Source organism: Janthinobacterium sp. Mn2066 (assembly GCF_049319705.1).
In the GTDB taxonomy this organism is placed as follows: domain Bacteria; phylum Pseudomonadota; class Gammaproteobacteria; order Burkholderiales; family Burkholderiaceae_D; genus Janthinobacterium.
Genome location: NZ_JBMOUF010000005.1, coordinates 437,196 through 449,942 on the forward strand (window position 1 = coordinate 437,196; position 12,747 = coordinate 449,942).

At 58.4% G+C, this 12,747-nt stretch carries 10 protein-coding genes and 1 pseudogene; 5 read left to right on the forward strand and 6 right to left on the reverse strand.

The genetic code is table 11. The features are described from left to right. Positions 1–19: 19 nt before the first annotated feature. Positions 20–916: a LysR family transcriptional regulator gene (locus tag ACL9RI_RS12465; protein WP_422726888.1), complete on the reverse strand. Its 897-nt coding sequence runs from the start codon at positions 914–916 to the stop codon at positions 20–22. A gap of 102 nt (positions 917–1,018) precedes the next feature. On the opposite strand from ACL9RI_RS12465, the gene ACL9RI_RS12470 reads away from it, so the two are divergent. Next, the gene (locus tag ACL9RI_RS12470) at positions 1,019–2,455 is read left to right on the forward strand and encodes an amidase (RefSeq protein ID WP_422726889.1); all 1,437 of its coding nucleotides are present in this window, start codon (positions 1,019–1,021) and stop codon (positions 2,453–2,455) included. A gap of 281 nt (positions 2,456–2,736) precedes the next feature. Here ACL9RI_RS12470 and ACL9RI_RS12475 read toward each other — a convergent pair whose 3' ends face one another. Continuing rightward, entirely contained in the window at positions 2,737–3,153 is a 417-nt protein-coding gene (locus tag ACL9RI_RS12475; RefSeq protein WP_422726890.1) for a DUF2061 domain-containing protein, read from the reverse strand. A 191-nt stretch (positions 3,154–3,344) separates the two neighbouring features. Beyond that, the gene (locus ACL9RI_RS12480) at positions 3,345–4,706 is read right to left on the reverse strand and encodes a chitinase (protein ID WP_422726891.1); all 1,362 of its coding nucleotides are present in this window, start codon (positions 4,704–4,706) and stop codon (positions 3,345–3,347) included. Between the two features lie 368 nt (positions 4,707–5,074). Here ACL9RI_RS12480 and ACL9RI_RS12485 point away from each other — a divergent pair, with 368 nt between their 5' ends. Beyond that, positions 5,075–6,640 (forward strand): serine hydrolase domain-containing protein, encoded by a 1,566-nt coding sequence (locus ACL9RI_RS12485; protein WP_422726892.1) that lies wholly within the window; start codon positions 5,075–5,077, stop codon positions 6,638–6,640. A gap of 309 nt (positions 6,641–6,949) precedes the next feature. Beyond that, positions 6,950–7,087 carry a hypothetical protein gene (locus ACL9RI_RS12490; RefSeq protein ID WP_422726893.1) on the forward strand — a complete coding sequence of 46 codons (138 nt, stop codon included), beginning with the start codon at positions 6,950–6,952 and terminating at the stop codon, positions 7,085–7,087. 976 nt (positions 7,088–8,063) lie between these two features. Here the strand turns inward: ACL9RI_RS12490 and ACL9RI_RS12495 are convergent. After that, a complete protein-coding gene (locus ACL9RI_RS12495; protein WP_422726894.1) occupies positions 8,064–8,462 on the reverse strand; it encodes a hypothetical protein in 399 nt (132 codons plus the stop codon). A 561-nt stretch (positions 8,463–9,023) separates the two neighbouring features. Continuing rightward, entirely contained in the window at positions 9,024–9,326 is a 303-nt protein-coding gene (locus ACL9RI_RS12500; RefSeq protein WP_422726895.1) for a hypothetical protein, read from the reverse strand. 123 nt (positions 9,327–9,449) lie between these two features. Here ACL9RI_RS12500 and ACL9RI_RS12505 point away from each other — a divergent pair, with 123 nt between their 5' ends. After that, entirely contained in the window at positions 9,450–12,077 is a 2,628-nt protein-coding gene (locus ACL9RI_RS12505; protein ID WP_422726896.1) for a hypothetical protein, read from the forward strand. 138 nt (positions 12,078–12,215) lie between these two features. Further along, a complete protein-coding gene (locus ACL9RI_RS12510; RefSeq protein WP_422726897.1) occupies positions 12,216–12,365 on the forward strand; it encodes a hypothetical protein in 150 nt (49 codons plus the stop codon). 34 nt (positions 12,366–12,399) lie between these two features. Here ACL9RI_RS12510 and ACL9RI_RS12515 read toward each other — a convergent pair. Beyond that, positions 12,400–12,747: pseudogene (locus ACL9RI_RS12515) on the reverse strand (integrase core domain-containing protein); the annotation flags it as partial.

Sequence of the window (12,747 nt, forward strand, 5' to 3'; positions counted from 1 at the left end):
GATGGATAACAGCAGCCTATCACAGCCGCGCGGCAATCTGCTCGCGCAGCCAGCGGTGCGCCGGCTCCAGGTGCATGCGTTCGTGCCACACCATGGCCATGTCGTAATCGGGGATAGTCACGGGCGGCTCCCAGGTGCGCAAGCCGCCCAGCGCATTTTTCAGCAGGCGCGAAGGCAGCATGGCCACCATGTCGGATGCGGCCAGCAAGTGCGGCACGATCAGGAAATGCGGTACCGATAACACGACCTTGCGCCGCCGGCCCAATTGCTCCAGCGTGGCATCGACGGCCGTGCGGTAGCCGCCGCCATTGGTGGACACGACGATAAATTCCAGCGCGCAGAACTGATCGAGGCTGGGCGGCGCTTGCAGCAACGGGTGGTCGTGGCGGCACGCCAGGACATAGTGTTCGCGAAACAGCAGCCGGTGCCGCAGGCCGGCAGGCGCTTCTTCCTGCGCCACAAAGCCCAGGTCGATCTGGCCATGTTCCAGCTGTTGCGCCATGCGCGCCGGCACCGCTTCATGCACGGCCATGCGCGACAAGGGCGCCTGGACCCGCAAGGCAGGCAGCATCGGCAGCAGGATTGCATACTCGGCGGCATCGGCGGCCGCCAGCTTCCATTCCACCTGCGCTTGCGCAGGGTCGAACGCCGCTACCGGCAACAGCACTTGTTCCAGCTGGGCCAGCACGGCTTGCAGGGGCGCCAGCAATGCCAGCGCCCGCGCCGTGGGCAGCATGCCGCGTGGCCCCGGCAGCAGCAGCGGATCGTCAAAGGCGTCGCGCAATTTGCCCAGTTGCACGCTGACGGAAGGCTGGCTCAGGTGCAAGCGGGCCGCCGCACGCGTCACATTGCGCTCGATCAAGAGTGCATTGAGGGTCAGCAGCAAGTTCAAATCCAGCCTGCGCAAATTGTCCATGACTATACCTTGTATTTCAACTATTCATTTCTCCTATGATAGCGCAAAGATTACAGTGCTTCCTGTCGCGACATTTTCTTCATCCATTACAGGAATAAACTGATGCAACTCCATGAATATACGCAATATGATGGTTTGGGACTGGCCCGGCTGGTGCGCGACGGCGAAGTCCGTGCCGATGAATTGCACAAGCTGGCGCAGCATGCGCTGAGCATCGTCAATCCTCGCATCAATGCCGTGGTAGAACACTGGCCAGCAGGGAACGAGAGCATCGCCGCGAACGCACCGTTTGCCGGCGTGCCTTTCCTGATCAAGGATATCGCCGTCACCATGGCCGGGAAACGGGTGGAATACGGCAGCCGCCTGGCGGCCGGCCATGTGGCCCAGGCCGACTCTTGTCTGATGACCAAATTCCGCCAGGCGGGCCTGGTGACTCTGGGCCGTACCAGCACGCCGGAGATGGCGTTTGCCACCACCACCGAGCCGGTGCTGACCGGCGCCACGCGCAACCCGTGGAACCTGGCCTTGAGTGCGGGCGGCTCCAGCGGTGGCGCGGCGGCGGCCGTGGCAGCCGGCATCGTGCCGCTGGCCCATGCGACCGATGCGGCCGGTTCCATCCGCGTGCCGGCCGCGTCCACCGGCCTGTTCGGCCTGAAACCGAGCCGCGGGCGCGTTTCCAACGGGCCGGACATGGACGAGATCTTCAGCGGCCTGGGCGTGCAACTGGGCCTGAGCCGCAGCGTGCGCGACAGCGCAGCCCTGCTCGATGCGGTGCAGGGCGGGGCGGCGGGCGAACCGTATGTCACGGCCGCACCGGGCCACGGCTGGCTGTCGCAGGTGGGCGTGGAACCGGGCAAGCTGCGCATCGGCGTACTGAGGGATGCCTGGAATGGCGCCCGTCCCATGCCGCAAATCAGTGCCGCGCTGGACGCCACGGTGCGGCTGCTGGAAGGACTGGGCCACCAGGTGGAAGCGGCGAACCCGGTGCTGGGCGTGTCGTGGGAAGCCTTTGTGCTGGCCAATGCGCGCATCTGGTGCGCCAACCTGGTGGGCTGGATAGATGGCCTGGCGCAACAACATGGCCGCGCCGTGTCATTCGATACCTTGGAAGCAGCCACCCTGGCATGCTATCGCTACGGCAAGACGGTGTCCGCCGTCGATTTTGTTGCTGCACTGGCCGTACGCAACACCGTCACGCGCCACAGCGGCGCTTTCTTTGCGCAATACGATGTGCTGTTGACGCCGACCTTGCCGGACTTGCCGTGGCAGCTGGGCCGCTATGCGGAAAATGAGGACCAGCTGGACGGTATCGGCTGGACGGCGCGCCTGTTCGAGCACTCGCCGTACACGCCGCTGGCCAATGTGGCCGGCCTGCCCGCCATGTCCGTGCCGCTGGCCATGTCAGCGGACGGTGTGCCGATCGGCATGCAATTCATGGCGGGCTATGGCGCCGATGGCGTGCTGCTGCGGCTGGCCGGACAACTGGAGCGGGCGGCGCCGTGGAGTGCCCGCCGGCCGCAGGTGTGGGCCGGTAGCTGATGCGAGACCAAAGGGACAGCCAGGATTCGTGCAACACGTTCAAATTCAATTGTAAGTCTTTGATTTTAAGAATTTTTCTTTACTGACCAAACCTTTTGAGCGCTCTGAATGCCGGCGAGGTGACGGAATCCCACGAAGGACTCCTGTCACTTGTCGGCCACCCTCGCCATCAAATGACGATGGCATGGTGCCGCTTTGATATATCGAGAATACTAACTTCATATAATCATGGGGTTACAGAATCATTTGCATCTTTCACTTGAATCCCGGTCGGCCATCGCCTAGGCCGCGAGCGCGGCGCCACGGCTTTCCAGCCGGGTGCGCAGCCGTTCCCACATGCGGTCGTGGATCGGCAGCACGATCACGTTGCAGATCGGTTCGACAATCGCCAGCAAGCCGCCAAACGCCATCGAACCGGTGGCCCAGTACAGGACGACAAACGCCACGCTGATATGCAGCAGGGTCTGGCTGACTTTTTCACCTGCCACGGCAGCCAGGCCAAACCGCGTGCCGGCGTAGCGGTGGCGGATCGCATGCCAGGTCTTTTCATGTTTGGGCAGCAGCGCGACATTGAGTATCGGCTCGATGATGGCCGCCAGTCCGCCGAGCGCCAATGACCCTGTCAGCAGGTAGGCGAGGCCGAAGGCGATCGACATATGCGTGGCAACCTGGCTCACTGTTTTGATGGCGGTAATCAAGGGAAACTCCTTCCTGAGTTGGCTAATCCTTGATTTGAATAGTAACGATTCTCATTTACAAAAGATAGTGAAATATTCCAAACGGATCAATAGATAATTTCTATCTGATGATCTGTTGCCATAAATAAAACAAAGCCCGCATCTCCAGCGCAGAGATGCGGGCGTCTGCTACTACCTCAGGTCAAGCTGGCTTACGGCAGGGTTTTCAGCACGTTCTTGGCTGGCACCGAGAAGTTATAGCCGTCATGGCGGTCCCAGTTGATCGACCATGTCATCACGCCGCGGAAGTCCGGCAATGCTTTGTTAGGACTGATGGTGCCGCAGTTCAACAGGCGCGTCAGGCAATTCAAGGCATTGGCGACATCGGCGTTGGTGGTGAAGCCAGAACCGGCCGAGCTGGGGCCTGACGGTACGCCGAAGGCTACCTGGTCGGGACGCAAGCCGGCGAAGGTGTTGCCGCCATAGTTGAAGCCTTCGGTCAGCATGCGCGCCGTGGCCACCAGCTGGTTGGCCGAACCGGCCTTCAGGGCGCCCGATGCGTATGGCGTGTAGACATCGCCATTGTTGTAATACTGCGGGTGCAGCACGGTCAGCTCATTGCGCAAGGCGTTGATGATGGGAATGTACGCACCCCAGATGCCGCCGTAGCTGGTATAGCCGCCTTCCACATACACCCATTCCGGCGCCATCGACAGGTAGAAATTGCTGCCCACTTTGGCCTTCAGGTTTTTCACGGCGATCGGCAGATAGGTCTGGATAGGCGCGCCTTGCGTCACGCCGTTTTCCAGGTCCAGGTCGATACCGTCAAAACCGAACTTGGTGATGATGGCGTACAGGCTGTTGGTGAAGTTGGTGGCTTCCGCCGTCGACCCCACGGAGACGGAACCGTTTTGGCCGCCCAGCGACAGGATCACTTTCTTGCCCTTGGCCCGCTTGGCCGCCACGTCGGCAATGAATTGCGCTTCCGAACCGGCCGATGGGTCGATGGTCAGGCTGACATTGCCATTGCCCGCATTGTCGGCGAACGACACCACGATCACATCCCAGTCATCGCTGACCTGGCTGATCGGGTAGGTGTTGCCGCTAGGGTTGGAGAAGTTATGCCAGTAGCCGATCAGCGCATGCTTGGCCAGGCCGCCAATCGGCGTAGGCGTTGGCGTAGGGGTAGGCGTCGGGGTCGGCGTTGGCGTAGGAGTTGGAGTGGGGGTCGGCGTTGGCGTAGGAGTTGGGGTCGGTGTTGGGGTAGGAGTCGGCGTTGGCGTGCCGGTGCCGCATTCGCCAACCGAGGTCCATGGTTGTCCCGTGCCCGTGCCGCCATTGCTGGTCGATGGGTTATTGCCCTGCGTCCACCAATTGGCGGTGTAATTGACGTTGTTGTAGCTGGCCTGGCCGCCGGCATTGTAAATGGTGCTGCTGCTCCATGGCGTAAAGCAGGCGACCGCTGCATTGGTCACCGTGTCCGCCAGCAGCTTGCTGGAGGCTGGCGCGTCGCCGCTGCCGCCACCGCAGGCGGTCAAGGTACCGCCCAGCAAGCCAACGATCAAAGTGTTCATCACTGTTCTCTTCATATACCGCTCCTGGTTAGTTTTGTCGTGGCCGATCCGGATCGAAATCCGGTGGAATTTCCAGATTGCAAGTGTTGCAGGTGGTAGTCAACTGGTTTTAAGTTTTGTGCAATATCACGATACCACCTTGGTAAAGCGTGGGGATAATAGCGCGAAGAAGTAATACCAGTTCGTTCTTTTGGATGGAGTGGTATTGCCCCAAAATGGGGCGGCAAAGAGGGCGGATATGGACAAAAGATGCACCAAAAAAGGAATCCAAAAAGAAATTATATTGACGACAATCTTTCCTTGGTGAAGCGTAAAATAAGACACTGTTTTTTCACCCTGGTATTCACCACAACGTCGAAAGCAATCGCATGCATCGCTGTCACCGCGTCCTGTTTGCCAGCGTCATGAGCACCATGCTGGCAGCGCCAATGATCGCCATCGCAGCCGCCCCGGCAGGCAGCAGCCGGCATGCACAAGTCGATGCGCTGTTTGCGCGCTGGGATGGCCAGGCGACGCCGGGCTGTGCGCTGGGCATACGGCGCAATGGGGAGCTGGACTATGCGCGCGGCTACGGCATGTCCAACCTGGAGCACGGCATCCCGATCACGCCGCAGTCGATCTTTCATGTCGCCTCGATTTCCAAACAGTTCACCGCATTTGCCATTGGTTTGCTGGCCCAGCAAGGCAAGTTGTCGCTGGACGACGATGTCCGCAAATATGTGCGGGAAATGCCGGACCTGGGCCACGCCATCACCATCGCGCAACTAATCCACCACACCAACGGCCTGCGTGAACAGGGGCAGCTGGTCAACCTGGCCGGCTGGCGCAGCGACGACCTGACCACCGAGGCCGACATACTGTGGGCCCTGGCCCGCCAGCGCCACCTGAACTTCGCGCCCGGCACGGAAGTGGTCTACGGCAATGCGGCCTACACCGTGCTGGCCGTGATCGTGCGACGCGTATCGGGCACATCGCTGCGTGCCTACGCGGAGGAGCACATTTTCCAGCCGCTGGGCATGTCCAGCACCCATTTCCACGACGACCACAAGGAAATGGTGGCAGGGCGCACGGCAGCCTACAGCCCGCGGGCGGGCGGTGGCAGTGGCGGCTGGAGCATCAGCATTCCCCATATCGACCATTACGGCTCGACCAGCCTGTTCAGTACGGTGGGCGACTTGCTGACATGGCAGCAAAACCTGCTTGACGGCCGTGTTGGCGGCCCGGCATTGAGCGCCTGGATGCAAACGTCGGGCGCCTTGAACGATGGCAGCCCGATCGCCTACGGCAGCGGCCTGCGGCTGGGCGCCTACCGGGGACTGCGCATGGTCAGCCATGACGGCGCCGACGCCGGCTACCGCAACGAAGCCGTGATGTTTCCAGATCAAAAGCTGGCCATCGTCGCACTGTGCAATGCTTCGCCGGCAACCCCCACCGAACTGACGCGCAAGGTGGCGGAACTCTATCTGGGCGAACAAATGACGGAACCAGCGCTGGCGCCCGCATTACCTGGGCCACCAGCGGCGCCTGCAGCCTGGGCCGGTCTCTACTGGAGTGCGCAAACCGATGAAGTATTGCGCCTGGAATGGCAGGATGGCGTGCTGCGCCAGGCGGGCGCCACGGCTGGCCTGGTGCCGATCGCCGATACCGTGTTCCGTCCGGCCGACATGCCGCATGAATGGCGTTTTACTTCAGCAACAGCTTCGGCGCCAGTCTCGCTGGACATCCGCGATTTCTGGCCCACCCGCCGCAGCTTCGTCCAGATCAATCAAGCGATGCCAGACCCAGCCGCGCTGGCTGCCTACGCCGGCCTCTACCACAGCGACGAAACCGATATGCGCCGCCGCCTGCGCAGGTTTGAGGTCTTGCGGGCGGCGCAGATGGAGCCGATGGTAGACAGGGAGGGCAGTGCGCAGGGCAGTGCGCAGGGCAGATGAGCAGCCAGGTTGATGCCGAAAGAGGGCGCTTCAGCGCACATTTATTGCCGAGATAATCTGCATCGTGTCTGCAGTCGTATCGCCGGGATGGTCGCAATGGACGATATTTTATTCGCTACCATCACAAAAGAAGACGGCATTTTTCTTATTAGTCAGCGATGGGGAACAAAAAATGATGCCTGAATTGATAATTCCACTTGGCAATAATTTTTCTTGCAACAATCAATTTTTCTTGCTATCGTCAATTCGCTGTCTTCTTTATTTATTATTGCGGGAGGGCAGAAACTGTCAACTTTATGAGGCTTAAAAATGATTGAAATGAATGAACAGGAAATTCAGTCGGTTTCCGGTGGCGTAGAAATTCCAGGATATCCTGTCCGGGATCCAATTGAAGACGATCCGTTGCATGGCAGCGAAACCGATCCTACGGTTAAAATGCAAAATTAAATAATATAAACCTAATGGCTTGATTTCAACCATTAGGTTTTTTAACATTAGATTCAATTAACATGGCTTTGTCGCACATATCGTTCACGTCTGCCTTGACCTGAAAACAGAAATTCACAAAAACATGCAGTAATTACGTGGGGATATCTATTGTTTTGCTGCCGGAATACCTATAATTGGCCGCTATGCACGACGGCGGATTCCAACGATACATCGGCAAGACCAGGCTGAAGTTCCATGCGTTTGCGACGCTCATGGACATACGCCAGGTATCTCCCGCAGTTTCAGCTGAGGCCCTTGCCGTTATCCTGGAGTGTGGAGCGGCATCGCTGGGTGAGGCGTACTCCCTTTATGGCAATTCCAGAAAACGAACGGCATCGATACCATCATTCTCGTCAATGACTCGCCGCAGGACGTGGCCATTTCGGCGTTCTGGTTCGAGGCGAACATTTCCATCGGCGTCGGGCTCGGCCAACAGCAGCGCAATCTGACGTCTGGGTCCGCTTCCCTGATCAGAATGATCCTGTGCAAGTTCCGCTGGACCTGATCAAGTCTGCCGTCGCCCGATACGCTCGCGCCGGTCGGGATTGTGACGTTCGGAGACGCTGAACAGGCTGGCGATGCTGCCCCGCTGCTCTGCGTGGCTAAAACGACAGGCGAGGGCAGGAAGAGGGCGACACATCATACGAGCCGCCAAGCTGGCTGGATCAGAATCACGATTCAACAGTTTTGCCAACCATCCGCGCCAACTGGCATGGATACGACGGATTGGCGATTATTGCTGCCGAGAAGCGTACGAAAGAATCGCAGATATGACGGCGTATCTAACTGGCATTGGACTATGGTGCTTTTGCCAGGAATAATCTGGCTCTCGCTACAGCAGACGCACTGTGCAAGTGCCTCCGGTGAACATCGCGCCTCAAAAGCGCGAACAAGCCGTTTGTCCGCGCAGTTGTCGGCGCCATCAACCAAGCCATCATCGGCCAGGCGTAAAGTCATCAAGCCGCAAGCCTGTCGCTTGCGCTTCTTTTTTGGGCTGGTGCGTGGCCAGTTCGATGACTTCGCCACGCACCACGGATTCTTTCTTGCGCGTCTCGACGGCAATAGTCGCTAATCCGTGGTCTCCATGCCATTCCATCTTTGTATCGATGGCCGTCATGTTCATCCCGCGCCGGATATCGGCTTGCTCCATCTGGCGCAGGCGCATGTACTCGGGCACCCACCAGGGAACACGCTTTTTCGCGCGTAGCCAGTCGCTGACGGTGCGCTCGTCGCGGCGCAGGATACGCGCCAGGTCTAGGTCTTTAAGAGGGATGCCCATGGCATAGTGGGCGAACCCTGCAGGGTTGCCGTATCGAAGGTTTGGAAATCGCATATGTGATTCAGAAATGGGGGGAACTAAGATATTTTATGATCAGTCAAATACTTCGCAATCTTGGTAAGTTGGGTGATCTGTTGCGCGCGACTTCATTGGGAAACGTGACAAAAACTTAGCATTTCTGTTGCGATCAGCAGGCTGCTGGTTTTGTTGCGCTAAATGGAGCAAAGAACGAAACACTTATCGGCTACTAAATAAAGACTCTTCACGTAGTTGTTGCGTATGATCACGCGAAATCAAGCACATGCCGTGCATGGCAATGGGTTATGGTAGCGGCGGGTATTGACATACCGGTAGGGGCCGAGCGGAGCATGATCGCGAAAGCGTCGACCAGGTTGGTCTACGGATAGAAGTGCTTGATCTCCGAAACTGCGGGAACGGGTACTTCGAATTTGCCAGGCATCGCAGGCGGCTGCGGAGTCTGGTGGTGGATGCGGGACTGCGATCAGAGTAATTGTTGATCAAAGTGTAATATTATAATCATGAACGGAAGCGGTAGAAGGGTGCAAAAAAAGAGGCCGCCTGCGTACGGGCCGCCTCTTGACATACCGACCAGCATTATGTGATGTCGTCCTCGACGTAAGTGTTCTCGCAAGGCTCATCCGCCGCAGGGAAATACTTCTCGACGCTCTTGGCAGCATGATCGAAACCGAACTCGCCACGCGACATCATGTGGATTGTTTCGACCGCCGTCTCCGCTTTGACGCGTGCGCTGTTGTAATCGCCGCCGTTAAGGCGACCGAATACGCCCATCGCAAGATCGACGCACAGGTCGGGATCGCGCTTTGCCATCTTGGCGAAGCCGTCAAATTCCTTGAGCAGATTGCCCTTGTGTTGCTCATGTGTCAGTGGTTTACTCATCGCGTTTCCTCTCTGGATCTGCAGAACATGATTGTTCGGCATTGATCCAACTTTATGTTCTCCCGACGCTTGTGGCAACGAGTTAAAATACGATTTGTAGCGTTTTGTACCGATACATAATCTATGTTATCCAACCTCCTTTTAGTCGCTCTTCGCAAGAAGGGAATCAGCCAGCGCAAATTTGCCAAACACTTGTGGGAGAACCATGAGAAGCTTTTTGAATCGCTGGATCGCACGACACGGTCACTGGAAGCGCGCCTCACTTTGCTGGGTAGGGGCGAGCGGCTGGAATGGTGGGAGAAGAATCCTGATGCGCTGCAAGTTGTGGCGCGGGAACTGGGTGTCGAACCGAGTATGCTGTGTGCTGGTCGAGGACCGGACAAGTACATATTCACGTTCGCCAGCTATCCGGCATTGCCTGCGCTGGATCTGAAGCGCGAGGACCGATATCACATCGGCAGGCCGGAATTCATCTCGGACGAAGATAGGTGGCGCAACACATGGCCCAATCTGGATCATTGGTTCTTTGGCGAGGGATCGAGTCGAAGCCCCGAAATACTCGACTGGTTGCAGATCGAGGACGAGACCGAGTTTAGGTTGATCGCGAGCCACCTTGCTGCAGCGAGCCGCCACACCGTTCTGGTGCTGGCATCTGCGGCAGATTTGCTCGGGGAGCACGTCGACGTTATGCGCCACAGGTCACCCCTGATCGTGGCAATCGATGGCAAAGTAGGTGCTGGACAATTGCAGTCCTTGCGCGATCGCGCGCAAACTGCACCCCTGCTCGTCATTTCCCGTCACGCGCTTCCCAGCCACCAAGGAGGCGCTTTGCCGATTGTTGCGGACCAGGTAGCAAAAAGCATCAACATGTGGCGATGGACGCTGGACCCAGATTGGCGCGGCAAGGTCATCGCTTGGGTCGAGCAGCGCCTTGCGGAATACGGTGTGAAACCCGGCACGAGCGCCAAACAGTTGATTGCCTGGCTCGCGACCTTCGACCCAGGGCACCGCTGGCTATCGCGCACTGGGGATGTGCTGCAGCTTTGTCGAATCGCGCAAGGCGAGTCTTTCGCCACGTTCGTGGAACTGGAAAGAGGACAGAACACCCGCGCACTGCTGGAACGGGTATTCGATATCAAGGCTAGGCATCTGCGGGTGATGGAGTCAGTCATTCGCAAGCGCTGGAATGACTGGCGTGGAATATGGGATGGCGAGCTTGCCCAGGCAGGCTGGAAGGCGGCCGGCGCGACCGACAACGAATTCCAGACCTTGATGAGCGCAGGACAACTTCTGCCGGGAGACAACAGCTACCGATTCGCCAATCCCTTGCTCTCCCGCCTGGTGCTGCGCCACGTTCTCGGCACGCAGATCCGTACATCGTCACCGGATGCCTGGTGGCCGGCGTGTTTCGACGGGGGCCGCCGTGCGCTGGTTGACGCCACGCTCGACACGATGTCGATTGATGGATTGGCGCAGGCATCGCGTCTGCAGAAAAATCGCATCGACGAGAACGTGGGACTGATGGGCGCGGCCGAAGCGCTGTTCGTCGCGATCGGCAAACGCCTTGCGCGTGGAGCAGATATCGTTGACGGAATGCAGGCCATCGGCGACATCGTGCTGTCCAGGCTGGCAGAGGCGCCCGAAGCGACTCAGCCATGGTCACGGCCATACGACATGACCGAACAACGGTTTGAATGGATCAGTTCGGTCTGGATATGGAGCTTGTTTGTTGAGGCACCGAAGGGTGCGGTGGCCAGTTGGCGCGTCCCTGGCTGGAACAGGGAACTACTTCCGGAAAAGTTTCCAGATTGGCTAAATCCTCGCGCCAGCTACTTTCGTGAAACCATGCCAGTACCAAGACGCGAGAGCCTGGCCTATTTCTCCGACGCGGCCTATTTGTGGAGCAAGACACTTCAAGCCGTGCCGCAACGTGAAGCGCCGCCTTTGCTCGTGCCGGCGTTGATGTGGCGCGGTGCATGCGGCGCCTGGCCTGTGGATCCAAACTGGTGGGGGAAAATCCTGGTCGACGACTGGTCCGAAAGCATGCTCCTCAGGTTGCTCACGACGCAGCGAGCCGACGATGGCCGCAAGATGGCGCGCTTGCTTTGGCCGAGTCTGGTCGCTTGGCAGATGGGAGCAGGCAGGGGCACGGCGCCCCCGCATGTTCTCGGAAAAGAATTGCAGCTTTCGAGTTGCCGCCCGGACGCTCAGCGGTTTTCTTCCTCCATCCACTGGATAGCGCAGCGCCTTGCGGAGGATGACGTACTGGGATTGCTCACGACGGACGGGAAACGCTATCTCGACGATCATCCGCAGTGGCTGCTGACTGAACACAAGCTTGTGGTCCTTCGCTCGCTGGCCGAGCGCCTGCCGCTTGCACTGCCGTCGTATATGGCAATCAACTACTTTTCGGCGTTTTTGCCAGATGCAGTAGCGGGGCTTGTCGATTTCCTACACGACGAGCAGCTCGGTGGCGAGGCTGCCGTCGGGGTCTGGAACTGGGCGCCGTTGCTCGCCGTGGAACTGCTCCAGCGCTCTGACAGCAGCAATTTTCAGGCCCGTAGCCGACTGATATTGACATGCCCTACAGAGCAACTAGGCGCAGTGCTAGCTGCACTGCAAAGCACGCCTGATGGATTGCCGGCGGCCAGGCGTGAGGCGTGGGCGCGATACCATCTGCCGAATGCAGGAGTGCATGCGGCAGCACTGTTCGAGCTATTGAAGACATGTAGTGATCGCGACTTGATCTGACAGTTATCTCAGTGAAGATCAACTCTCCATACGCAGGCGCGGTCTTTACTGCAGCTTGCCCCATGGGGTCACGCTGATAATCTCAGCGAGCAATGCTACGTAACGTAGCCGTCTACACAAATTAATAGGATGACTTTAATGAATAAAACGTTTGCTGATTATGCATACGATGCGGCTGAAGAGATCGCAAAAATGTCCCTTGAGAGTCAGGCGGCTAGCTTGCGCGAAGTAGAGTTGATAGCTCATCAAGAATCGAGCCAAATGAGAGAGTTAGCTCTTGCATGGTAATCCCCCCATTTTTAGAGCGCGCTAAAAGTAGAGGTTAAGCGGCCAGGGCAAGCTTCTGTTTTGGTGTAATGCCGCCAAGTGCCATGTTGGGCCGGTCGTGATTGTAAGTCCACAACCAGCGGGTTGCAAAATCCTAGATATCCTCGAGTGTTTCAAACAGGTGATGAGCCAGCCAGTCGTAGCGCACGGTGCGGTTATAGCGCTCGACATAGGCATTTTGCTGTGGCTGCCCAGGCTGAATGAAGTCAATGCGTATGTCACGCCTGGCGGCCCAGGCCAGCGTCACGGCGCTGATGTATTCGGGGCCGTTATCGCAGCGAATGACCTGGGGTTTGCCACGCCATTCGATGATCCTGTCGAGGGAGCGGATGACGCGTTCGGA

Bases quoted from the DNA above. Each gene is read 5' to 3' on its own strand.
- ACL9RI_RS12480 (WP_422726891.1), bottom strand. From the start codon at position 4,706: ATGAACACTTTGATCGTTGGCTTGCTGGGCGGTACCTTGACCGCCTGC.
- ACL9RI_RS12470 (WP_422726889.1), top strand. From the start codon at position 1,019: ATGCAACTCCATGAATATACGCAATATGATGGTTTGGGACTGGCCCGG.
- ACL9RI_RS12495 (WP_422726894.1), bottom strand. From the start codon at position 8,462: ATGCGATTTCCAAACCTTCGATACGGCAACCCTGCAGGGTTCGCCCAC.
- ACL9RI_RS12465 (WP_422726888.1), bottom strand. From the start codon at position 916: ATGGACAATTTGCGCAGGCTGGATTTGAACTTGCTGCTGACCCTCAAT.
- ACL9RI_RS12505 (WP_422726896.1), top strand. From the start codon at position 9,450: ATGTTATCCAACCTCCTTTTAGTCGCTCTTCGCAAGAAGGGAATCAGC.
- ACL9RI_RS12500 (WP_422726895.1), bottom strand. From the start codon at position 9,326: ATGAGTAAACCACTGACACATGAGCAACACAAGGGCAATCTGCTCAAG.
- ACL9RI_RS12490 (WP_422726893.1), top strand. From the start codon at position 6,950: ATGATTGAAATGAATGAACAGGAAATTCAGTCGGTTTCCGGTGGCGTA.
- ACL9RI_RS12510 (WP_422726897.1), top strand. From the start codon at position 12,216: ATGAATAAAACGTTTGCTGATTATGCATACGATGCGGCTGAAGAGATC.
- ACL9RI_RS12485 (WP_422726892.1), top strand. From the start codon at position 5,075: ATGCATCGCTGTCACCGCGTCCTGTTTGCCAGCGTCATGAGCACCATG.